Below are 23,614 nucleotides of genomic sequence, written 5' to 3'. Positions count from 1 at the left end.
TAACCGCGCTGGTATTCGAACTTGTCGACCGCTTTCATAAGGCCGATGTTGCCTTCCTGGATCAGGTCGAGGAAGGACATGCCGCGGTTGGTGTACTTCTTGCCGATACTGACAACGAGGCGAAGGTTCGCTTCGACGAGCTCCATCTTCGCGGCGTAGATCTTCTCTTCTTTCTCTTTCACGGTGTCGATCAGCGCCGTAATGTCGTCGGTGTTCAGACGCGCGTCGCTCTCGATCTGATCGATCTTGCGTTGGGCCATGAGCAAGCGGCGTTCGGCATCGAAGATCGCGTCGCGGTCAACGCCCAGCTTCTGCGCGGCGGACATCGAGCGGCGAAGCTGCACGGACATGCCGTGCACCTGCGCGGCGGTGTACCCCACTTCGCGTTCCACGCGATCGATTTCGTCGCGAGCCGCGGAAATACGCCGCTTCAAGCTCTTGATCTTGCGGGCGATCTTGAGAATCTCTTTGTTCTTCAGGCGGAACTCGCGGACGATATCTGCCTGTTCGCGACGGCATTCATTGACGCGGGCAATGATGTTGTCGCGGCTGCGGTCGCTAATCCCGTTGCGGCGAGCGCGCTTCTCTTGGTCTTCAATAACGACCTCGTACTCGGCCATACGGTCCATGAGGCCCTGAAGGCGCTTGAGGAACTTTTCCTGCTCCTTCGGATCTTCGATCTCGGTAATCTGTCCGAAGCTCAGGCGGCCGGCAAGAATACGGGCGGCGAGCATCTGCACTTCTTTAAGGGTATACGGCGTGCTCAGAAGCAGTTCGGTTAGCTCGTTTTCGGCGGCTTCGATACGCTTCGCGATGGCCACTTCCTGGTCTTTGGTCAGCAGCGGCACGCGCCCCATCTCGCGCAGGTACATGCGCACGGGGTCATCGGCTCGCTCCAGACGGCTTTGAGCGGCCTCGCGGCGCGCTTCGGCGCGGCGCTGCTCGCGTTCGCGCTGTTGCTGGATCTGCCGGGTCTCCGCGTCCACGCGCAAGTCGTCGACGATGTCGATGTCCATGCCGCTCAGCATGACCATCATCTCATCGATGTCCTCGGAAGTGGCATTCTCCGGGAGAATGTCGTTCAGGTCGTCGTACGTGAGCTTGCCCTTCTTCTTGGCTAGCTCCAGCGCACGCGCCTTGCCTTCCTCCGAGATGGCGCTTCGCTTCTTGGGAAGCGCGTCCGTGCCATTCTTCTGTTCGTCTTTCACCGTCGTCGTAGCTTGCTTGGACATAGCGTTTTTCTGCTCCACCCTCACTACTCGAGTTCTCTGGCCGACCATTTCAATTCCAGGGCTCAGACCGGCCGTCGTCCGTCAAACGGACTGGATACCCTTATCCAATCCCCGCGAATTGGATTCGGTTCTCCGGTTACGCCGCACCGAGCTTCTGTATTTCCCGATCAATGCCTACTTTTGTTGATAACAACTGACTTATGCGTTCCAAATCCCTTGAACGCTCTGCTTCTCGAATCTGTTCCTGAACGCGGGCTGACTTTGCCATCAGAACCTCGCGCTTAAGACTGCAAATGCGCTTTTCCACCAGCGCTTCCGCCTTGTCAGACGGCATAGGGGGCTGGTTGGCCGCGGCGGCAAACAGGGCCTGCGCTGCCTCATCCTCGAACCGAAGGCCCGATAGGTCGTTACCTGCCTTGCAGATGGCCCCGAGCACGTCCGCCACCGGCCCCTCACCCAACTCGACGCCTTTCAGACCCTCCCGTGCACGGTCACGCAGGGGTTCCACGGCCAGAATCGCCGCCAGGAACGCCTGGTCGTCGGGATGAATGGGTTTGCGCTCCGACGAAGGGGCACGTCGCACCTCTATGGAGCGTTCGACGTCGCGTTGCTGCAACTGCGCGGCAAACTCGCGGCGCACGTTCCATTCATCCAACTGCAATTCCCGGGCGACCAGTTTCAGGTACTCGTCAACCCGCATGGTGTCGTCGATACTCTGAACGATCGTAAACACTTCCCGAGCCACGGTCGTGCGGCCCTCAATCGTGCCAAGGCGGTCGCCATTGAGGCGTATGTAAAACGTCACAAAGTTCAGCGCCCCGTCGACCAACGCGCGGAACGCATCGCCTCCGGCATCCCGGATGAAGTCATCGGGATCTTTTCCGTCTGGCAACACCAGCGCGCGAACAGTCAATCCCGCTGCAGTCAGAATGGCCACACCGCGAAGTGCTGCCCGAATGCCGGCGGGGTCGCCGTCATAAACCACCACGACTTCCGGCACATACCGGCGTATGAGCGCGGCCTGTTCGGTTGTCAGTGCCGTTCCGCACGTGGCCACGACATTGGTGATACCCGCGTCAAAGCAGCGCATCAGGTCGAAATACCCTTCAACCAAAAGCGCCTGTTTGGTCTGGCGAAGCCCGTCGCGGGCCTCGAAAAGTCCATACAATACGCGGCTCTTCCGATAGACCGGGTTTTCGGGACTGTTGATGTATTTGCCGGGCGCCGTTCCCGTCAGATCCCGTCCGCCAAACGCGACCACGTTCCCCATCACGTCGCGGATGGGAATCATGAGACGTTCGCGAAACAAGTCGTAAAGGCCTTTATTTCCGCGCTTGGCCAAGCCCGAGTTCTCAAGCACGTAGTCCTTGATGTTCTTGGTGCGCGCCGCTTCAACCAAGGTCGTATAGCTGTCAGGTGCGTAACCCAGACCGAACTTCGCGGTGGTCGCGTCTTTCAGTGTGCGCGTCTTGAGATAGGTGCGGCCACGGCCGCCTTTGAGGGGATTCTTCAACAATTCCCCATAATATTGCGCGGCAAATGCATACAATTCGAGAATGTTGCGCCGCGCAAAGTCTTCGCGGCTTTCCCGTTCCGAGGGCGCAGGCAATTGCACACCCGCCCGATCAGCCAACTTGCGCAGGGCCTCCGCAAAGCTCAGTCCTTCAAAGTCCATCACGAAGGCCAGAGCGTCTCCCCCTTTTTCACAGCCAAAGCAGTAGAATTGCTGGCGCTCGCGGCTGACACTAAACGAAGGAGTCTTCTCGTTGTGGAACGGACACAGGCCTAGTAAGCGGTGGCCTGAGGGCTTGAGTTCCACAGCCCCGCCGATAATGTCGACAATGTCGATAGCGGCGAGAACCTGGGTAACCACTTCTCGGGAGTATTTGCCCAAGGGACTCCAATAAACTGTTGGTTATGAAATAGTTACGATTTCGAAGCAGAATGGGCGACACCTTTCCGCCACTACAAATCTGCCCAAAAAGGCAGACCCCTCCGCTGAGGTGTCAACCAAACGAGAATATACCACGTAGAGCACGGCAAGTCAAGGAAGACTTGGACGAAGGAGCAGACTAGAATTCTTTTTGCATTTCGCCATTTATTCGAATATAATTTGTACGTAAGTTCAATATACACCGCAAACCAAGTTCAAAAACTTGATTTATCGGATTTCGCAATTTAAGGAGAGCGACCACCAAGAATACCGCTTCCGATGCTGCCCACTTAGTGCCGTCTCGCTTCGGGCAGCGTCTCCCACAGTTTTCCCGTCGTCTCATTCACCACGCCCAGGAGGAGCTTTCGACAGTTCCTTGCAGTCGGGGTACAGGACTGAATCATGGGGAGTGTGAGCTATGCTGGCAAACAACGCTTTTGCCGCCTTCGCAACGCAGAGTGAGATCTGTCGATTCGATTCGCGTCGATTTCCATCCTGCAGATGAGATTCGGAAGGCCGGACTAGGAGCTACGAGCATGTTTTGGCCGGTCGTGGAGTCCACTACACCAATACAGTGAAGATAGGAGACGGAGAGACTCCTTTCTTTATGTATGAGGAAGTCGCGCATCAGGCCAACACGAACTCGACCCGCTATCCGAACCTTCCGATAACCGACTGAGAGCCGGCGCAGACTGCAGCCTTGGCGAATTGCGGCATCATGGGGAATGTCGTCTAGTACTCACCGAAGGTCACGCCGAAGCGCATGCCACACGCCGCGCACATGACAACCAATCCACCTATGTTGTCGATTTGCCGAGAGGATTACCAACAAAGTGCGCCAAAGGGGGTTTCTATGTTTAAAAAGTCTAGTTTGACAATACGGATACTTGCAGGGATAAGTATCATTATACTTGGCACTGTAGCCCTAGGATTCTCAGGCTGGTGGCAGGTCAAGCGAATCGCGGGGATCGTAGCGTTGAACGAACAAGGAACGCAATGCCAGGTACTGCTTGGAAAGGCAGGCTTTCTCCGCCGCGACATCATGGCACAACCCATCGACCTGGGAACTCAGTCCGAAGGTGCAGTCAAAGCGGATCTGCCCGCGAAGTGGCGTGAAAACAACCAGTCGCTGCGAGACTTGTTCGTCCAGATCGGGGCAAATCCGAAACTTACCGCCGCGGCATTGCAGCGAGTCGAAGCGGCCCAAGAAGCCATGACCGGTTACGAATCCTCGTTCGACGAGATGATTGCAGCCCGCCAATCGCGCGACAAGGCGTTTCAACGGCTGAGCAAAGCCGGCTGGAACATAACTTCAAGCATTGGGGAAGTGCGGCAGAAGACGCTTGGTCCGGCAATTGACGCCGCGAAAGCTTCGAACGACCCAGCGCTGCTGACGACGAGTTTTGGTCAAGACGCCGGCTTTACCACCAACATTGTGGAGCCGTTCTTTCTGTTGCGGGTTCGCGCGCTCTATCTGACGGCCTTCCCCACCGAAGAGTCGGAAACCGCCGCACAGAAGCAGGCCGAAACGGTGGCCAAAGGGGTCGAGACCTGGGCGCGCTCAACGAGCCAGGACACCCAAATGACTGCGGTAGCCACTTCAATTCAGAACGACATTCGCGAATACTCAGACGGATTGACCCAATTCCATGCGGGCGTCCAGAAACAGCAGGCTGCCGACGAGAAGATGGCGACGGCAGCCGCGTCGGTTGACGCGTGCATCAAAGACTTGGGAAAGGAGCTTCAACACGAAACGGATGCGATTATTACGGAAACCGTTCTGATCGCATTCGTTATGATGCTTGCGATTTCGCTTGGCGGCATGGTGGTCGCGATTCTGATCGCGCGCAGCATCAGCCTGCCTATCGCACAGATCATCCGCGAATTGCGTGAAGGCTCGTCTCAGTTGACGGCCGCGTCCAACCAAATCGCTCAAGTAAGCGAAGAAGTGGCATCCTCGTCGGCGCAACAGGCCTCGTCCATTGAAGAGACTTCCTCATCCGTGGAAGAGATCTCGTCGATGACGCGGCAAAATGTCGACAACGTGAGCGAAGCCAGCCATATCTGCCACGATTCGGGCGGCTCGGTGGGCAAGGCCCGCGCTTCCATGGAACGCCTGAACGAGACGATGGGCAAGATTCGCGCGTCCGCGCACGAAACCGCGAAGATCATGAAGAGCATCGACGAGATTGCCTTCCAAACCAACCTGCTGGCACTGAACGCGGCCGTCGAAGCGGCGCGCGCCGGCGAGGCAGGCAAGGGGTTCGCCGTGGTCGCGGAAGAAGTCCGCAATCTGGCGCAGCGGAGCGCGGAAGCGGCGAAAAGCACCGCCGCTCTGATCGAGGAATCTCGTCAAAACGCAGAGCTCGGCGTGGAAGCCACCGCAAGCGTGCAGCTTGGCTTGACCGAGATCGAACAGTGTTCGTTGCAGGTGTCGGAGTTCATCACGCAGATTCACTCCGCCACGCGCGAGCAAAGCACAGGTCTCGAACAAATCAATCTGGCGATTTGCGAAATCAACCGCGCGGTACAAGCCAACGCCACGTGCTCGGAAGAGTCCGCGGCCGCCAGCGAAGAAGTGAACGCACAAGCGGGCGCAATTGAAGCGCTCATCGTGAAGCTGGCCATGCTGGTGGATGGCGAGAAACGCGTGACAAAAGCCATGGGATACACGCCGGATCCCGGTTCATTCTCGGGCACTGGAAAGCCGAAGGCCCGCACCTTGGTTGCGCGCGAACAGCTTCCGATGGTTGCGGATAACTCGCGTCTGACATAAACACCATCATTCGTCCACAAGAGTCTTCCCCAAGGCTCACTCTCCAGCAGGGTACGCCCGGCAGCAATGCCGGGTGTGCCCCTGCGTGTGGAAGGTTGCCCGGTCCTCCACATTCCTGGCTGGTGCCTTCCCTCACTTCTTCCCGGCCGTTTTGCCTCCTCGTGTATCCGGGGCAATCGCAATGGAAAAAATGAGCATCCCCCACCCCGTCATTTCCGCTGCGTTCACAGCACTCCAGTATGCTAAACTCTCCCCTCGTATGTGGCGTTGCATCGGGCCGCGCCAGATTAAGGAGCACGACGTTTCGTGTATAAGAACCCCCATCTCGATTCAGGTCATGGCATTGCACGCAAACTACGCGATTTGCCTGGCAAGGCGCTTGTCATAACCATGGAAGCGCCATGGAACCTGCTCCAGGAACACGCCCCCTGGCACCCTCACTGGGTGCACATGGTTACCGACATGAATCGAGACACCGTTTACCAGGCCGCCGAACGTCTCCCCCATTGCGACATCGTCGTGGGCATCGGTGGCGGCTCGTGCGTGGACACGGCCAAGTACATCGCGTGGAAGCGCGGTTGCCGTATGATCCTCGTGCCCACCATCATTTCTGTTGACGCCCCCCTCACCAACACGATTGCCATCCGTGTCGACAAAACGGTTCAGTACGTGGGCGACATCTTTCCGGAAGAACTTCTCATCGACTACGACCTCATCCAGAAAGCGCCCAAGGAACTCAACCGGGCCGGCGCTTGCGACATCATCAGCATTCACACGGCTCTCTACGACTGGAGGCTCGCCCACGACCTCAACGGCGAAACGTATTCCGAGGAAATTGCGAAGCAGGCCAAGGAATGCCTGGACGAGTTGGACCGCAACGCTGAGGAGGTCTACAACGTCACGCCGAAAGGTATCGATACCGTCCTTGACCTGTTTCGGAGAGAAGTGGAGTTTTGCACGCGCCTTGGCTCAAGCCGGCCCGAAGAAGGCTCCGAGCACATCGTAGCCTATTGCCTCGAGTATCAGACGCGCCGCCATTTCCTGCATGCCGATCTCGTCGCCCTGGGCGTATTCATGATGTCGCGCCTCCAGAGCCACTCTCACGAGTGGGCGGTGGACCTCATGAAACGGCTTGGATTGCGCTACCGTTGCGAAGACGCCACCCCGCTGGAAATCTCTCAGTGCTTGATGAAGCTCACCGAGTTCAAGGCCTACGCCAAACTCTTCTACAGCGTACTCGACACCGTCTCCATCACCGGCGACTTTATCGATGACGCCATGTACGCGCTATACCGCTCGTGAGCGATAGTCCGGCCTAAACCGGCGAAAGATGCATGTGGCGCAGCCGCCGAAGACAGCGATATGAGCAAGCATTCGCCCCATGCTCGATTTGCTATTGCCAGATCCCACGACCCTACTGTCATTCCGAGCGAATAACCGCACGAGCACGGGTTTCAGTGGCAAAAGCAAAAGCCAAGCGAGGCCTTTTCTCTTAAGTGCCGTAGGCACGGCAGACTCCAGCCTGGGGTAAGATTCGCGTCACCGACGCGAATCGAAACCTCAGGTACCAGTCCCCACCCAACGTGAGCCCTGTAAGGGCGAAAGCAACCGTCGCGGTCCCTCTCTTACATCGCAGCAAGGGATCGGACAACGCCCAACTCGTCCTTACTGTCATTCCGAGTCCGCCTCCGGCGGACGAGGAATCTGGCAAGAGACAACTCATGTTCGTGTAGTCGACGGCCAACCAATTCACGCCATGCTGCGCCTCACGCGCAACCCACGGCATACACGTTGCGCTACCGGCGGTCGGACACTTCCTCGTAAACCAGGACCCGGCCTAAAATTGCCTCGTTCTCGCGCGAACCCAATTTCCACAAATTCCTGATCGACCCTGGACGCATGCCTTACACGTAAATCGAAAGATCGATTGCCGCACAATCGGCCATTAACCGGAGCAGAACCTTAACTGCTTCACGGGGGAAGACATGCAAAGGCAAAGCAAAAGGACCTGTGCCATAGCGGTTGTAGTGACGGTAGTTCTCTTCGTTACCGTTTCAGCGTACTTTGGGTTCTTCCGTTCCTGGACCGAGCCTGACACTCCTCCGCCACAATCGTTCACGCAGGCAGACAACACGACCGACGCCGGTTCTGAGGAATCTACGGAAGCCGGTGCGAAGCATAACCCTATCCGCGTGACCGGACATGTGTACGACCAGTCCAATCAACCTATAGCAAACGCGCTCGTAAAGTTCTCCGCAGACCCGAAATCCCGGCCGCTGGCTACGCTGCTCTCTTCGTCCGTGCAACAAGCAAACGCATACATTCATGAGGCCCGTTCGGACGCGACCGGGGCCTATACCATCGAGATTCTTCATGCGAACGTACTCTATTTTGCCTTTGCATCGAAAGACGGGTACATGCCGGAGGGCAACGATTTCATCGTTCCGGAAGAGGGTCTTAAGGGAGTCGACTTCGTACTTGGTCAGGCAGGATATCTCTCCGGACGCGTTCTAGACATGAAGCGCACCCCCGTGCACTTCGTCACCGTGCTGGCCATGCGCAGCAAGGATGGCCAGGAAATCGGCGGATGGGCCGAATCCAAACCTTCCGATGCGGAGGGAAACTTCGAGATCACGCAGATCGCGCCGGGAATCGAGCACAGGATCAGAATCCGCCATCTCCCGCCGGACGCAAAGGAAATCTACGGCCTCGGTATGGAGATTGCCCCGGAACCACCGCTCTTCGTCACGCTCGGTGCAGGGGAACGGCGCGAAGGCTTCGAAATCATCCTGCCTTGGGACCCGGAGCGGCGTGTCGCGGGCACGGTTCACAATAAGCATGGTAAGCCGATTGAGAATGCAGACGTCATAGCCACGTTTGACGAGAACCAAACCCCGCGCGCCGCGCCCTGCAAATCGGACACGGAGGGCCACTTCTTGATTAAATACATTGAGCCACACATGGACTCCGTCACCTTGCGGGCAACGCACATCCTCTACGAGTCAGCGGTAATTGAGCGGGTTCCCGTGGGTTCCGAGAACATCGATATCATCCTCCCGCCGCCCGACCGGGGAGACATCAATGGCGTGGTCCTGGACAAACAGACCCGCGAGCCCATAGCCGACGCAAGGGTAATCTTGCGCGCGGTGGACTTGTCTTCCGGCGAGTACTGGAAGGTACATCTCTCCCTGGGGCAAAACGTGGATATCGTCGAGCAGACGACGGTCACCGGGTCGAATGGCGAATTCACTCTCAAGAACTCGCGGACAGGCAACGCGAAAGTCCTCATCGTGGCGGAAGGGTACGGCCAATCGATACACACCATCCCTGTCGTGAAGGATTCGGGGGTTCCGGTCGAAATCCTGCTCGACGCGCAAGGAACGCTTGATGTCTCCATCCGCAAGACGGGAGACCTTTCTGAGTATCCGCTGGAATGGATAAGCTTGCTTCTACGCCCTGCGGGAGACTCCGATGCACGGTTCGAGATGAGCGATAGCTACTCCGAAGCAGACAACCAGAAGTATCAGAAGGACATGAAGACTACATGCGAGATGCCCGAACCCCATCTTAAAATAGCGCTGGCTCCAGGGTCCTATGACGTAGTCGCCACAATCAAGTCACTTGGAACGCAGGCAGAAGGAATGATGACCACCCGTATTGCTGCATATGCGACCGCCGAAGTGGTGTCGGGATCGACAACAACGCTCCGATTTGACATGGGAGGTTCCGGTGCCTTGGAAGGAACCATTGCCACTGCCATTGACGACGTCAAGTGCGTCCTGACCTTGTTGCCCGGGTCTGATGCCGCTGTCCCCGAAGGAATCGATCTGAGTTCGCCTGACGAGAATGGATTGGGAGGCAGACTTACGACAGTTACATCGCAAAAGACTGTCTACAGCAACCATTTCGGGCCAGGCAGCTTCGTCATGCCGTTTCTACAAGAAGGGAGCTACACGTTAGTCGTGACCTCCGAGCGAAAGGATGGCACAACCTACGTACGTGAGAAGCGGAATGTGACGATTCGCGCGGGTGAAAGTGTTTCACTGGATATCGGCGATTGAGCTCCGCGCTCGCCGAGTGCAACGAACTAGCGCATATATGTGAGGGAAACAATCGAGGGCCAAGCCATGTCCACCGGCGTTTGCGCAGCTCGCGTCGCCCGAACGGCATTCCCCTGCGGCTCCGCGCGAGTGCCAATCCCTTTCATGGAGACCCCTTGAATCGTCAAGATGCAAAGGGGGCTGTACCCAGAACGGAAGGACGCAGCACGGGACGCAGGCAAGATGCCTGCGACACATTCTTCCAACACTCGCAGAGATCGAGGGCAGGACCAAGATGGGTTACCGCTTTCGGGAGAACGACGGTAAAGGCAATTAGGGACGCGTAATCTGCACAGCCGAGGGCGGCTGCGCCACATATCCCAAACCCTGCTTGTGTGGGGCAGCCGCCCTCGGCTGCCGTTCGGCACCCCTTGAATCGTCAGATTTCAGGGGTGCACCCCCTGCATGAAAGATCGCTCAATCCGGGGCGCCCCCCCTTGCCCCGTCAAAACTGCATGGGGCTGCCCCATACGGCGACGAAATGTAGACTAAACCTGCGTCGATGGCGCAACGGCTGACTTCTCGCTACAAGCGACTGAAGCCACGGAACTTATACTCCAACTACCTGCGCAGACATGCCGTGTCGCACCGGCAACAGAGGCGGAGGCCTGGACGGGACACCCCCTGTGCCAAAGAGTAGGACGCCCCGTCCCGAGTGTGAACAGATGTGCCCTGTCCAGCTTCGTGGAAAACGTGCCGCTCCCATTTTCCTCACATCCACCCAAGCGGCGCAGTCTGTTTGACTTGCCATTCCGCCATATGCTACATTTCGCCGTTAGGTCAATTTGACCGCCGAGTCGGGCAGCACGTGAAAACGGCTTGAGCCCCCGGTCGAAGTGACTGGGTGGCCAGGCGTTTTTTATTGTGGAGACTCTATGTCACGGATGAGGGTGGGGCTCGTCGGATGCGGTAACATCGGAGCCGACTTGTGCATTGCGCTCCAGCGAGGGACTATCCCCGCGGAGATCGTGGCACTCACGGATATTGACGAGGGGCGCGCCCAGTTGCTGCGCAACTCGTTTCAGTTGAATGCGAAGATTTGCGACCTGGACGAGAACGCCTCGTCGATCGATTTCCTTGTGGAGTGCGCTCAACCGAGCGTCGTCAAGGAAGTTGTCGAAGCGGCGATCCGGCACCAGCACGATTGCCTCATTATGAGCGTCGGGGGCTTGATGGAGCATCCCGAACTCTTCGAGGCGTCGCGCGCCAACAGCATCCAGATTCGGGTGCCGTCGGGCGCGTTGTGCGGCTTGGACGGCGTACGTTCCGCCATGGAAGCCGGGTTGCATCGCGTCGTGTTGACGACGCGCAAGCCTCCGAAGGGGTTGTCGGGCGCGCCGTATCTCGTGAAGAACGGGATCGACGTGGACAACCTGAACGAGGCAATGGTGGTGTTCGAGGGGTCCGCGCGCGAGGCGTGCAGGGCGTTTCCGCACAACGTGAATGTGGCGGCGGCGCTGAGCCTGGCGGGCATTGGCCCGGACGAGACGATGGTACGAGTCATCGCCGATCCGCGAGCGACATGCAATTCGCATGAAATCGTCGCGGAAGGGGCGTTTGGCCATTTGAAGACCTTGACCGAGAACCTGGCTTCGCCGCGGAATGCCAAATCCAGCTATTTGGCATCGCTGTCGGCGGTGGCTGAGTTGCGGTCGGCAGCCGCGTACTTCGCGGCGCACCATACGGTCTAAGACCGGTTTCTGAGAGATCAAACGTTAAGACGTAATTGCGAACGTGATGGAGAGATGGACATGTACGCAGTGGTGACTACCGGAGGCAAGCAAGTGAAGCTTGCTCAAGGCGACCTTGTACGGGTCGAAAAAATCGAAGGACCGGTCGGCGACACGGTTGAGCTGCAAAGCGTCTGCCTGCTGGCGAAAGAGGACGGTCTTGTGGTCGACCCGAAAGCGCTCGAAAGCGCGAAGGTCGTGTGCGAGATCATTCAGCAAGGGCGTGCGAAGAAAATTCGCGTCTTCAAAAAGAAGCGCAAGAAGAACTACACGCGCACCCAGGGTCATCGCCAGTTGTACACGCAACTCAAAGTCCGCTCCATCGAGGCGTAAAGGAGATTATTCATGGCTCATAAAAAGGCAGGCGGCAGCTCGCGAAACGGTCGCGACAGTAATGCCCAGCGTCTTGGCGTTAAGAAGTTTGGCGGCCAGCCGGTTATCGCCGGCAATATCCTCGTCCGTCAGCGCGGCACACAGTTCCATCCGGGGCAGAACGTAGGGCGCGGCACCGACGATACGCTCTTCGCGTTGACGGATGGCGTGGTCCGGTTCCGGAACCTTCGCGGTGGCCGGCAGTGCGTGGACGTGGTTGAGGCGGCCGGCGAATAACGCCGACCTGCCCGACGTCTACTCATGTTTGTCGATCACGCACGTGTACGGGTCACCGGCGGTGCGGGCGGCAATGGATGTGTCAGTTTTAGAAGAGAAAAATACGTCCCTCGCGGCGGCCCCGATGGTGGAGATGGAGGCAACGGCGGGGACGTTTTTTTTGTCGCCGATGCGCGCCTGACGTCCCTCCTCGATCTGCAGTACCGCTCCCATTGGCGCGGCGAAGCCGGTGTTCACGGGAAGGGCAGCGGGTGTCACGGCCGGACGGGACTGCCTCTGGAAGTCCTTGTCCCCCCGGGTACTCAGGTCCTCGACGCGGATACAGGCGAACTGAAGGCGGACCTCACGGAACCCGGCCAGCGCTTCCTCGCCGGACGTGGTGGCCGGGGCGGCAAGGGCAATGCCCGATTCGCCACGTCGACTCAGCGCGCCCCCCACTTTGCGGAACGCGGCGAACCCGGCGAAGATGTCGAGTATTTGCTGGAACTCAAGACCATCGCCGAAGTCGGATTGGTCGGACTGCCCAATGCGGGCAAGTCCACGTTCCTAGCCGCCGTGACGGCGGCGCGCCCCAAGGTGGCTGATTACCCTTTCACAACCCTCTCCCCCAATCTCGGCGTGGCGGGTCTGAGCGACTACCGCACGTTAACCATCGCAGACATTCCTGGATTGATCGAAGGGGCCGCGCAGGGTAAGGGGTTAGGCCACGATTTCTTGCGGCATGTGGAACGCACCAAGGTATTGTTATTTTTACTCGACCTCAGTGACCCCGACCCAGCTGCAACGCGCGATCTTCTTGAAAAAGAACTGGCGGAGTACAGCCCGCACTTTGCGAAGCGGCCCAGAGTATTTGCGTTAAATAAAGCGGACATTCCGGAAAATCGCCAACGCTTCAAGGAAGTCGCGCCGTCTTTCGACAATCCATGGCTGTTAAGTGGCGCAACTGGCGAGGGTACTGTCGCCCTTCTTGAACATCTGTGGGCGGTGGTTGACCAGGTCCGCCGTGAAGAAGCCGGTATGGCCGTTCCCCAAGTTGAACACGAATACACGTATTCCGCACCGTTTACCATCGAGCGCGGACCGTCCGGGTTTCGAATCGACGGACCGGCAGCCGTGCGTGCGGTGCGCATGACCGACTTCTCCAATGAAGAAGCCGTGTCACATCTGCAAAAGAAACTCACCCAAATGGGGGTCATGAAGGCGCTCAAACGTATGGGGGCGCACGCGGGTGAGTCCATATACATAGGAGACGCCGAGCTTGAATACCATCCCGACTGAAGTACGAACGTTGGTCGTCAAGATCGGTACTTCCCTACTTACCGGGCCGACAGGGTTTGACGGCCGCGTGATGGAAGAAGTGGTAAAAGAACTCGCGGCGCTGAAGCGTGAGCGCTCCATCAATATTCTCGTTGTCTCGTCTGGCGCAATCGGTTGCGGCATGAATATCCTCGGCATCAAGGAACGCCCGAAAGTCTTACCGTTGAAGCAGGCCACCGCCGCCGTGGGACAATCGCGGTTGATGCACTACTACGAAGTGATGTTCGACCAGTACGGCGACGGACTCCACACCGCGCAAGTGTTGTTGTCCGCAGCAGACTTGGACGACCGGAACCGGTACATCAACGTTCGCAATACCATTCACACGCTCTTCGAATTGAAGACGGTCGTACCCATCGTGAATGAGAATGACAGCGTGACGACCGACGAAATCCGGTTCGGTGACAATGACACGCTTTCGGCAAGGATAGCGGCGAAAATCGGGGCCGACTTGCTCATCATCCTCAGCGACGTGGATGGTTTCTTTGACAAGAACCCGACCCAATTCTCCGATGCGAAACTCATTCCGCACGTGCCCCGAATTACCGACCAGATAGAGGGGCTTGCAGACGATACGCGCGCCGAGACGTCTATCGGAGGGATGAAAACCAAGCTCAGCGCGGCCAAGATTGCGTGCGCCTCGGGCTTGGTCATGGTGATAGCCAACGGCAATCGGAAGGGTATCATTCGCGACGTGCTGGAGGGCAAGGCCGTCGCCACGACGTTCGGGGCCGTGTCGGAAGCGATGTCGCAACGGAAGCGGTGGATTGCTTTCGGACGCTCGGCGAAAGGTTCGCTGCGAGTTGATGACGGCGCGACACGCGCGCTATGCGAACAGGGCCGCAGCCTCCTACCCGCCGGCATCACGGAGGTGGTCGGGGAGTTCAAAATGGGCGCGGCAGTGCGAATCCTGGATTCGAAGGGCCACGAGATTGCCAGCGGCCTCGTGAATTACTCCAGCGACGACATTGGCCGTATCAAGGGTTGCAAAAGCAGTCAGATCAAAGCCATTCTTGGGCACAAAGACTTCGATGAGGTCATCCACCGGGACAACCTCGTTCTACTGTAGACTTTACTTCACGCACGGAGATGGACGTCATGGGAACTACGCAGACCGAGAACACCGCGTTGCGCGAAGAATTGCAGCGCATCGGCAAACAGGCGCGCGCGGCCGCAAACGCCCTTCGCTCCACTTCGTCGGCCGTCAAGGATAAGGCGCTTCTGGAGACTGCCAAGCAGTTGCGTGCTTCCAAGGATTTCCTGAAGACTGAAAACGAACGCGATCTGGAAGGGGGCCGAGCCAAGGGGTTGACTGCGGCCATGTTGGACCGCTTGACGCTGACCGACGCGCGAATCGAAGCAATGGCCGTGGGCCTGGAACAAGTGGCGGCATTGCCTGACCCGGTCGGCGATATTGTCAGCCAGAATGTCCGTCCCAATGGGCTTCGGATCGCGCAGATTCGCCAACCGCTCGGCGTCGTGGGAATCATCTACGAAAGCCGCCCCAACGTAACGGCGGATGCGGCCGGACTCTGCCTCAAATCGGGAAATGCATGCGTACTGCGCGGCGGGTCCGAAGCAATTTACTCCAACCTCGCGATTGCGCGGGTCTTTATTGAAGCGGCCGACGCGGCAGGCGCACCGAAGCATGCTATTCAGATGATAGACACGACCGATCGTTCCGCGGTGGGCGAAATGTTGAAACTGGATCGTTATATCGACGTGATCGTGCCGCGTGGCGGCAAGGGTCTCATCGCCCGCATCTACGACGAGTCGCGAATTCCGGTCGTGGCTCATCTCGACGGTGTTTGCCACACCTACGTGCACGAAGACGCCGATTTGGCGATGGCCTCCTCAATTAGCATCAATGCGAAGCTGCAGCGGCCCGGCGTATGCAATGCCATGGAAACGCTCCTGGTTCATTCCGCGGTTGCCGGCGAGTTTCTACCTGGCTTGGCGAAGGAATTGGAGTCAAAGGGCTGCGAGCTTCGGGGCTGCGAGCGCACCCAGAAGATCATCGCATGCAAGCCGGCCACGGAAGAGGATTGGGTAACCGAGTATCTCGACAAGATTCTCTCGATCAAGATTGTCGATTCACTTGAGGAAGCCATCGAGCACATCAACGAATACGGCTCGCATCATTCGGATGCGATCGTGACGGACAGCTATGTCGCCGCGGAGCGTTTCCTGAACGATGTGGACAGCGCGACGGTCTATGTGAATGCGTCGACTCGTTTCACGGACGGTTTCCAGTTTGGGCTTGGCGCGGAGATCGGGATCAGCACGAACAAGCTTCACTGCCGAGGCCCGATGGCGCTCAAGGAACTGACGTCGCTCAAATACGTCATTCGGGGGTCGGGCCAGATCCTTGGGTAAACACGAACGCATAGGCGTGTTTGGCGGCACGTTCGATCCCATCCATGCCAAGCACCTCGAGATCGCGCGCGCAGCGCTCCAGCAGGCGCAGCTCGATCGAGTCCTGTTTGTCGTTGCCGCGCGTCCTCCCCACAAACGCATGGCGATTACCGCGGACCCGGAAGACCGTTTTGCCATGGTTGCGGCAGCGGTAGAAGGCGAACCGGCCTTTGAAGCGTCGCGCGTTGAGTTGGATCGCGAGGGTCCATCGTATACCGCCGACACACTCGCTGAATTGCATCGCCTGCACCCGGGCGCCCAATTCTGGATGATCATCGGACTCGATTCGTTGGTGGACCTGCCCAAGTGGCGTTCGCCGGAGAGCATCCTCTCGCAGGCGCGGCCACTGGTTGTACCGCGGCCAGGCAAGTTTACGGTGCCCAAGCAGCTTGAGGGGAAGTTCGATTGGCTCGACTTGCCTGAAACCGATATTTCGTCCACCGAAGCGCGCCGCCGTATCCAAGCAGGAGAGGCCTTAGACGATCTATTGCCTGACTCCGTTCGGCGCGTCATTGAACAACGAGGGATTTACCGTGCTCACTCTGTCCATCGCAAGGGCTGACGAGTACCTTGAGCTGCTTCGGGAACGTCTGCCCGATCACACGTTGCGACACTGCGTTTCCGTGGCGGGCCTGATGCAGCACTTGGCGCCGCTTCTCGGTATCAGCCTGGAAGGAGCCGTGACCGCGGGCTTGCTGCACGATTCGTGCAAGGCCATGAAGAAGGATGAATTGCTGGCGCGCGCCAACAAGTACGGTATTGAGTTGACCGAAGTGCATCGCGCCCGGCCTCAACTACTGCATGGACCTGTCGCCGCGGAAGAGTGCCGCCGCAAATTCGATCTTCAGAGTCCCGACCTTTACGAAGCCATCTACTGGCACACAACGGGTAAGCCCGGACTCAATCGCATGGGGCAGGCGCTCTACTTCGCAGACTTCTCGGAACCGTATCGCGTGCACGAAGAGGCGGCCATGGCGCGCGCGATTCTCGATGCACAGGGATTCGACGCGGCGCTGAAATTCGTCGCAGAAGCCAAGCTTGGGATTCTCGGGAAGAAGGGTCGCGAGATCGACCCTGTCACGGAATCGTTCTGCTCGTGGCTTGATGGAGAAAACGGCCGTGCCCACGAATGACACGTTCGAGGATCTTGCGCGATTCTACGATCCGATCATGTCTCATGTGAACTATGACCGCTGGTACCTGATTGCGGGCCGCATAGCGGATCTACTGCCACGCGGTTTCACTCACATCGACGTCGCGTGCGGCACGGGCACTCTGCTCAAGCGCTTGCGCGCGCTAGGCTGGAAGAGCTTCGGGGTCGACTTAAGTTTTGCCATGCTTCATTCCGGCGGCAAAGACGAGACGGACTGGCCGGTTGCAGCAGCAGACATGCGCGCCCTCCCCTTCCATGGTGCGGCACACTACGTGACGTGCCTGTTCGACAGCCTGAACTTCCTGATCAAACCGGAAGAGATGCGGGCGGGCATCCGCCAACTAGCTGACGCTCTTCGGCCAGGCGGGATTCTCTATCTCGATGTCGTCACGGAGCGAATGGTGCTGGATCATTTCGCGGGCCAGGAGTGGAACGAAGAGAACGACGGATTTACGACGACGTGGACTTGCGACTACAATCGAAAGACTCACACCGCAGCGTCGCATATCCGGGTGAATGGCGGACCGCCCAACACGATCTACGAGCGCATCTATGAGGTCTCCGAAATTGAAGACGCCATGCGCGCGGCAGGGTTGCAGGTGCTGGGCGTGCTCGATGCCGAACGGTGGCGGGCCGTTGGAAGGCGAACGCTTCGAATCGATTTCGTCGCGGTCAAGGGCGACGCGAAGAATCTGCAAAAACCGTTCAAGCGCATTGCGAGTGATGTTCTCGCGCTTCTGGCCTAGGAGCGCGGCAAGCCGGGGGGCAGTATGAGTTTCTCTCTGATCGTCGTGTTGGCATTGACTTGGGGTATTGGGCAAGCTGACACGTCCTCACCCCCCCCGATCGCGATAACGGCAGTTACGCCGAATGCGACATCCGTGCCGTGTTTCGCACGGTTCGAGTTGAACCTCGACCTGGCCGCGACCTTCGACAATCCCTTCGATCCCGCCGAGGTTGATGTGTATGCGATCTTCACTTCACCGGATGGTAAGACGCTGCGCGTCAATGGGTATTACACGCAGGCGTGCAAAGGCAATATTTCGCCGGAGTCGGAGACGATTACGCCGGTGGGTGAACCGTTCTGGCAGATTCGATTCGCGCCCAACAAAGAAGGAACGTGGAAGTATCGCGTCATCGCTAAGGATCGGACCGGCGAAGCTTCGTTGCCTGATGCGGAGTTCGCCGCAACGCCGTCCACATCTCCGGGCTATATCCGCAGAAACGCGCAGAGCCCGCATCTCTTCGCGTATGACAATGGACAACCGTATCTGCCTATTGGCGAGAACATGTGCTGGGGAAAGCTGAGCGACTACGACAATTGGTTGCCTGCGCTCGGAAAGGCGGAGGGCAACTGGATTCGAATCTGGTGTTTTCGTTGGAACTGCGGGTTCGAGTGGAGTCCGCTCGATAGGCAGTCGTGGGACTACGGAACGTTCCAAGGGCTTGGCCGGTATAACCTGGCCAGCGCGTGGCGGCTTGACCGGATTCTCGATACGGCCGAGCAGAATGGCGTCAACGCCATGCTGTGCCTGGGCACGTACGGCGAATTCACAACCGGCGGCTTCTTCAACGAAGGCATGTGGAACACAAATCCGTATAACGCCGCCAACGGCGGGCCTTGCGAGAAGCCGGAAGACTTTTGGACCAATGAGCGCGCGCGCGCGCTGTACAAGCAACGCTTGCGATACCTCACGGCGCGGTATGGATGGCGCACCAATGTGTTCGCGTGGGAGTTTTGGAACGAGGCAAATGCCCCGGAGCCGTGGGTGCGCGAAATGGCGCAGTACGTCAAGGGAACCGGTGCCGCGGAGCCTGTGGATTCTTTTGGACATCTGGTTTCCACGACATACGGCACGCCTGAGGTGTGGAACATCCCTGAAATCGATTTCACCCAGTCGCACCTTTATGGCGAGGCGAACCTGCTCGACGTGTCGCCGGTAATCCTCAATGATGCCCGGCAACACCGCGCATTTGGCAAGCCACACATTCCCGCGGAGTTCGGCATCGATTGGCGCTCGTCGGACGACAAGCAAGACACTGCGTTTAAGGGCGTCAATTTGCACAATGCCCTTTGGGCATCGGTGCTCTCGGGAAATGGCGGCAGCGCGATGATTTGGTACTGGGATTCCTATGTGCATCCCGGCCAGCTCTATCCTCAGTTCACCGCATTGCGCCGATTCACCGAGAACGTGCCGTGGCATAACGGTCCGTGGAGGCCGGTCGAGATGGACAAGCCAGAGATTCAATTGGAGAACGAAACATGGAGGGACATGTCCATCTCTCCCACAGTCGGTTGGGGTAAAAGCAAGGTTCCCGAGTTCGTGTTCGAGCCCAATAAGGACACAGGCGGGGACCCTCTCCCCTCTTTCCTGTATGGAACCTACAAACCCGAGTTGCGTGTGCCGCTCGTGCTGAAGCTGAAGCATGACCGCCCTTGGCGTTTCGATGTCCACGTAAATTCCGTGTGCACGATGGCGCGCCTACAGATCAGCGTCGATGGAAACGTTGTGCTGGATCACACGCTTTCCGCGGCCCCGCCCGAGAAAGACGGCGAAGCGCCGGAGTACGAGTCGACGGAATTGCGAACCGACTTCCCCTGCTATCAAGCCAAGTTCAACAAGAAGTACGGCGTGGACGTCCCGGCGGGCGAGCACACGATCACCGTGGATATTACTGACGGCGACTGGTTGAACGTGACGAGCTACATCTTCGGGAGCTTTCTCAGTGACCGACATCCCAAGATGAACTACTGCGGCCTTACCAACGGCCAAATCGCGCTTCTTTGGTTTCAGAACGCGGACAGCAATTGGCAGACCGCAAAAGCGGGGACAACAGTGACGCCAATCAAAGATGCTCGAACCATCTTACGTGGTTTGCCCGATGGCGAATACACCTGCGAATGGTTCGACACGTGGAAAGGCGAAGCCTCTGTTACGAATCGGGCAATGTCATCAGGGGGTGTTCTGCCACTCACATTGCCCGACCTTACCTCGGATGCTGCGCTCACTATACGCCCATAGTCTCCGCCCACATAAGGCTATTTGGGGGCGGGTATCTCTTTCTTCTCGTTGGGCGATATGCCGGCGCCTCGAATCTGCATGATGCTCTTCAGTCGATCGAACCAGAAGGGTGCTCCTAGCGACAGGGCGAAAGCGCTGATAAGCAGGCCCACGGCCTTCACCAACAGGGCTTTCCAGTCGTGCAGACGTATGCTTTCTCCCTTCCATCCCAAGGGAAGGCCTGCACTCATCAAGTCAGCCCGGGCGGTCTCTAAGGTCTTCACAGCGGCCTGGGTCTCGCGCACCGCTTCATTGTATTGATCCTTCGCGCCCTCCTCGGACCTTGCCGAATTCTTGGCGCGGTTCCTTCTCGAATCATCCTGTTGCGCTCCGCGTACACCACCTTTCCCACTTTCGCCGGGAGTTGCGGAACCGGTTTCAACGCGCACCGAAGCTGCTTCCACATTGGCCTTCTTGCGCGCGAGTTCTTCGGCAGTCTGCGCTTCTGCTACGCGCTTCTCCGCGAGTTCGACCATCTTCACACGGGCTTGAGGACTAGACTGCAGTTTTGACGCGATAGCGATCGAATCCACATTGGCTCCGATTACGACCACCAGCGAAACCGCCAACGCCAAGTTCTGCTGTTGGCGTTTGAACCAGCCGGTTGCGCGATCCATCGCGGAATCGAAGTGGGATTCCACGGCGCTGCGGAATTTCCCGATGTCGCCTTCTGCTTGACTTGCCAGCGCTTTGAGGATTCCCTTGCCGCGCCAGCCTCCCTTAGCCTCATCCAAACCGTCGATTGATTCCATCAAACCCTTAGAGGACGCGTCGGATTGCAGTATGTCGACAATCACCTGCCCAAAGGTCTCCTTCGGGATATAGGACGGCCATTGATCGGTTCCCTTGCTGAGGGACTGAATCAGGGGATGACAGAAGAATTTGGAGAACAACCGCGATTTGTCGGTCCCATTGGCTCCGAAGAATTCGCCAAGCGCGGCCTCGAGGTTCTTGCTTCGGATTCCGAGCCAGGTTCCAATCGCCTCGACGATAGCGGTGACGGCCAAGGAAAACGTGAGATATACGGCAAAAAGACCAATCAACACATCGAGCGATTCGATTCCAAACATGGTTACCTATCCCCCCATTGGTTGGAGCCCGTTGAATGAAATGGACATGCCGGATTAAGTCTGGGATCTCACGCGGTTCGACAAAGCCTTCGGATTACAGTTACCTCCGCATGGCGTTCCGGCCATTTCGCACACGGCAGAGATTGAAGCACGGTCGATTGACGTCACTTTCGAGACATCGCGCCAGCGAGAACAACACGGAGAGAAGAAAATGAACACGCCCTATGACAGCGTTTGGATCATAGCCTTGGTGTCATAGTCTGTCAAGATTCTGTTTAGATAGTTGGCATCTTCATCTTTGGGACTCGGAGCGGCGGGATGGGAGGACCAATGACGCGTGTCGGATATTGAGTCGCTCTGAAGTGGAGACCTGACGGTCTTGAGGAGTGCCAGGGGCGGGAGACCCTGACACAACGGGAGTAGACTTTTGATTGCGGCTATGCCGCGCCAGGCTAGAGTCTGTCGTGCCTACGGCACTTTAGAGAAAAGGCTGTCCGCTTGGCTTGTGTTCCTTCCTCTGAAGCCCGCGCAGGCGCGGTCACTCGCTCAATACTGCTCCCCTTTTGCTGCCCACGCTTCTAGCACACGGCCAATCGCCACAGGGGGGATTGACACAGAAGCGGCGGCGTCCTTACTATGCGTCGCGCAGTAGGGAAGCTGTCGTGCGTGGCCTTGGGAATCCCGGAAGATAGCGTGTCTGACTCGCCCATGCCGGGACATCCGCGCTGGCCACGTCATTATGTGGGGACGGGTTTTGTGGCGCGACGAAAGTCGACGCCGAAATAGCCGGGCGACAGGAAGCATCTAGACATGAAGAGACTATTCGACAGGAAGACGCTCGAAATCCTAGCCCAGGAGATGGCCGGTGAGCATCGGCTGAAGCGGGTACTGGGACCATGGTCGCTAACGGCGCTTGGAATTGGAACCATCATTGGAGCGGGGATCTTCGTCGTCATTGGAACCGTAGCCCATGACAAGACAGGGCCGGCCATTATCGTTTCGCTGCTTGTTTCCGGCCTGGCGTGTGTATTTGCCGCGCTCTGCTATGCGGAATTCGCATCGATGGCTCCTGTCGCGGGGTCTGCATATACATACGCATATGCAACGCTTGGCGAGTTGTTCGCGTGGATAATCGGCTGGGACCTTGTACTCGAATATACGGTGGCCTCGGCAAGCGTGGCGCATGGATGGTCGCACTATTTTCAAAACTTCATCAGCATCTTCGGGTGGTCCATCCCGGAAGCCCTGGCCAAGGCTCCCTTCGACACCAGTTCGGCAACGGGTCATTTCGTATTGACGGGTACGCTGATTGATTTGCCTGCCTTTGTGATCTCGGCGGTTCTGACTGTCATTCTCGTCATTGGCATTCGTGAAAGCGCGACCTTTAACGCGGTTATGGTGGTCATCAAGCTGGCAGTAGTCGTGTTCGTAATTGTAGTGGGCGCGTTTTATGTGAATCCGGACAACTGGACGCCTTTCGCGCCGTATGGCTGGAAGGGCCTCAGCTTCTTTGGCGAGGCGTTTGTATGGGGAGAAGGTCCCGGGGGGCATCCCATAGGGATGTTGGCCGGAGCAGGGATCATGTTCTTCGCATACATCGGATTCGATGCGGTGTCGACTCAAGCTGAAGAAGCGCGAAATCCGCAACGTGACGTCCCCATCGGCATCATTGCGTCTTTGCTCATTTGCACCGGGTTGTATATTGCCGTCGCGGCGGTGCTGACGGGCATGGTGCCCTACGACAAGATTGACATTGATGCGCCGGTGGCCGCGGCGTTCCGCGACCAAGGCCTCCCGTGGGCACAGTTCATCATATCGATAGGAGCACTAGCGGGAATCACTTCCGTGCAGATGGTACTGATGCTGAGCCAGCCGCGAGTCTTGTTAGCGATGGCACGAGATGGACTGCTTCCCTCCGGATTCTTCGCGGCGATTCACCCGAAGTTCCAGACGCCCTACAAGTCGACCATTCTCACGGGATTGGTTGTGGGATTGTTGTCGGCAGTGATTCCGCTGCGGCTTCTGCTTGAGCTCGTGAACATCGGCACCCTGCTGGCGTTCGTGATTGTCTGCATGGCCGTGCTGATCATGCGACGCATTCATCCGAATGCCGAGCGTCCGTTTAGATGTCCCTATTCGCCTTACCTGCCGATCATGGGAATCGTGATGTGTCTGATGCTCATGTTCTCGTTGCCGTCGAGCAACTGGGAACGGCTG

At 57.9% G+C, this 23,614-nt stretch carries 17 protein-coding genes; 14 read left to right on the top strand and 3 right to left on the bottom strand.

Annotation, left to right across the window (positions count from 1 at the left end; genetic code table 11):
• Both K1Y02_16020 and dnaG read right to left on the bottom strand, forming a co-directional pair.
• The coding region (locus K1Y02_16020; GenBank protein MBX7257869.1) for a hypothetical protein at positions 1 to 1,232 on the bottom strand (1,232 nt) is incomplete at its 3' end.
• Between the two features lie 136 nt (positions 1,233 to 1,368).
• On the bottom strand, positions 1,369 to 3,126 hold the full coding sequence (gene dnaG, locus K1Y02_16015; GenBank protein ID MBX7257868.1) for a DNA primase: 1,758 nt from the start codon (positions 3,124 to 3,126) through the stop codon (positions 1,369 to 1,371).
• A gap of 1,015 nt (positions 3,127 to 4,141) precedes the next feature.
• Between dnaG and K1Y02_16010 the strand changes: the two genes are divergently transcribed.
• From K1Y02_16010 to K1Y02_15950, 13 genes are all read left to right on the top strand, one after another.
• Positions 4,142 to 5,941 (top strand): methyl-accepting chemotaxis protein, encoded by a 1,800-nt coding sequence (locus tag K1Y02_16010; GenBank protein MBX7257867.1) that lies wholly within the window; start codon positions 4,142 to 4,144, stop codon positions 5,939 to 5,941.
• A 306-nt stretch (positions 5,942 to 6,247) separates the two neighbouring features.
• Entirely contained in the window at positions 6,248 to 7,243 is a 996-nt protein-coding gene (locus K1Y02_16005) for an iron-containing alcohol dehydrogenase (GenBank protein ID MBX7257866.1), read from the top strand.
• Positions 7,244 to 7,926: 683 nt separating this feature from the next.
• Positions 7,927 to 10,002, top strand: coding sequence for a carboxypeptidase-like regulatory domain-containing protein (locus tag K1Y02_16000; GenBank protein ID MBX7257865.1), 2,076 nt, complete (start codon positions 7,927 to 7,929; stop codon positions 10,000 to 10,002).
• A 914-nt stretch (positions 10,003 to 10,916) separates the two neighbouring features.
• The gene (locus tag K1Y02_15995; protein ID MBX7257864.1) at positions 10,917 to 11,732 is read left to right on the top strand and encodes an aspartate dehydrogenase; all 816 of its coding nucleotides are present in this window, start codon (positions 10,917 to 10,919) and stop codon (positions 11,730 to 11,732) included.
• Positions 11,733 to 11,792: 60 nt separating this feature from the next.
• Positions 11,793 to 12,104: a 50S ribosomal protein L21 gene (gene rplU, locus K1Y02_15990; protein ID MBX7257863.1), complete on the top strand. Its 312-nt coding sequence runs from the start codon at positions 11,793 to 11,795 to the stop codon at positions 12,102 to 12,104.
• A gap of 12 nt (positions 12,105 to 12,116) precedes the next feature.
• Positions 12,117 to 12,380 (top strand): 50S ribosomal protein L27, encoded by a 264-nt coding sequence (gene rpmA / locus K1Y02_15985; GenBank protein MBX7257862.1) that lies wholly within the window; start codon positions 12,117 to 12,119, stop codon positions 12,378 to 12,380.
• Between the two features lie 24 nt (positions 12,381 to 12,404).
• Positions 12,405 to 13,658, top strand: coding sequence for a GTPase ObgE (obgE, locus tag K1Y02_15980; GenBank protein ID MBX7257861.1), 1,254 nt, complete (start codon positions 12,405 to 12,407; stop codon positions 13,656 to 13,658).
• On the top strand, positions 13,639 to 14,766 hold the full coding sequence (gene proB, locus K1Y02_15975; GenBank protein ID MBX7257860.1) for a glutamate 5-kinase: 1,128 nt from the start codon (positions 13,639 to 13,641) through the stop codon (positions 14,764 to 14,766). The genes obgE and proB overlap by 20 nt, the downstream gene beginning before the upstream one ends.
• A gap of 29 nt (positions 14,767 to 14,795) precedes the next feature.
• Positions 14,796 to 16,073 (top strand): glutamate-5-semialdehyde dehydrogenase, encoded by a 1,278-nt coding sequence (locus K1Y02_15970; GenBank protein MBX7257859.1) that lies wholly within the window; start codon positions 14,796 to 14,798, stop codon positions 16,071 to 16,073.
• A complete protein-coding gene (gene nadD, locus K1Y02_15965) occupies positions 16,066 to 16,674 on the top strand; it encodes a nicotinate-nucleotide adenylyltransferase (GenBank protein MBX7257858.1) in 609 nt (202 codons plus the stop codon). The genes K1Y02_15970 and nadD overlap by 8 nt, the downstream gene beginning before the upstream one ends.
• On the top strand, positions 16,646 to 17,245 hold the full coding sequence (locus K1Y02_15960) for an HD domain-containing protein (protein MBX7257857.1): 600 nt from the start codon (positions 16,646 to 16,648) through the stop codon (positions 17,243 to 17,245). The genes nadD and K1Y02_15960 overlap by 29 nt, the downstream gene beginning before the upstream one ends.
• Positions 17,232 to 18,011: a methyltransferase domain-containing protein gene (locus K1Y02_15955; protein MBX7257856.1), complete on the top strand. Its 780-nt coding sequence runs from the start codon at positions 17,232 to 17,234 to the stop codon at positions 18,009 to 18,011. The genes K1Y02_15960 and K1Y02_15955 overlap by 14 nt, the downstream gene beginning before the upstream one ends.
• Before the next feature lie 24 nt (positions 18,012 to 18,035).
• Positions 18,036 to 20,288 carry a DUF5060 domain-containing protein gene (locus tag K1Y02_15950; protein MBX7257855.1) on the top strand — a complete coding sequence of 751 codons (2,253 nt, stop codon included), beginning with the start codon at positions 18,036 to 18,038 and terminating at the stop codon, positions 20,286 to 20,288.
• A gap of 17 nt (positions 20,289 to 20,305) precedes the next feature.
• Here K1Y02_15950 and K1Y02_15945 read toward each other — a convergent pair whose 3' ends face one another.
• Positions 20,306 to 21,397, bottom strand: coding sequence for a hypothetical protein (locus tag K1Y02_15945; protein ID MBX7257854.1), 1,092 nt, complete (start codon positions 21,395 to 21,397; stop codon positions 20,306 to 20,308).
• Positions 21,398 to 22,207: 810 nt separating this feature from the next.
• Between K1Y02_15945 and K1Y02_15940 the strand changes: the two genes are divergently transcribed.
• Positions 22,208 to 23,614: amino acid permease (locus K1Y02_15940; protein ID MBX7257853.1), on the top strand; the 1,407-nt coding region annotated here is incomplete at its 3' end.

The sequence above is a fragment of the Candidatus Hydrogenedentota bacterium genome (assembly GCA_019695095.1).
Taxonomy (GTDB): Bacteria; Hydrogenedentota; Hydrogenedentia; order Hydrogenedentales; family SLHB01; genus JAIBAQ01.
Note: the sequence above shows the minus strand (reverse complement) of the source record. Positions and strands in the feature narration are given on the sequence as shown.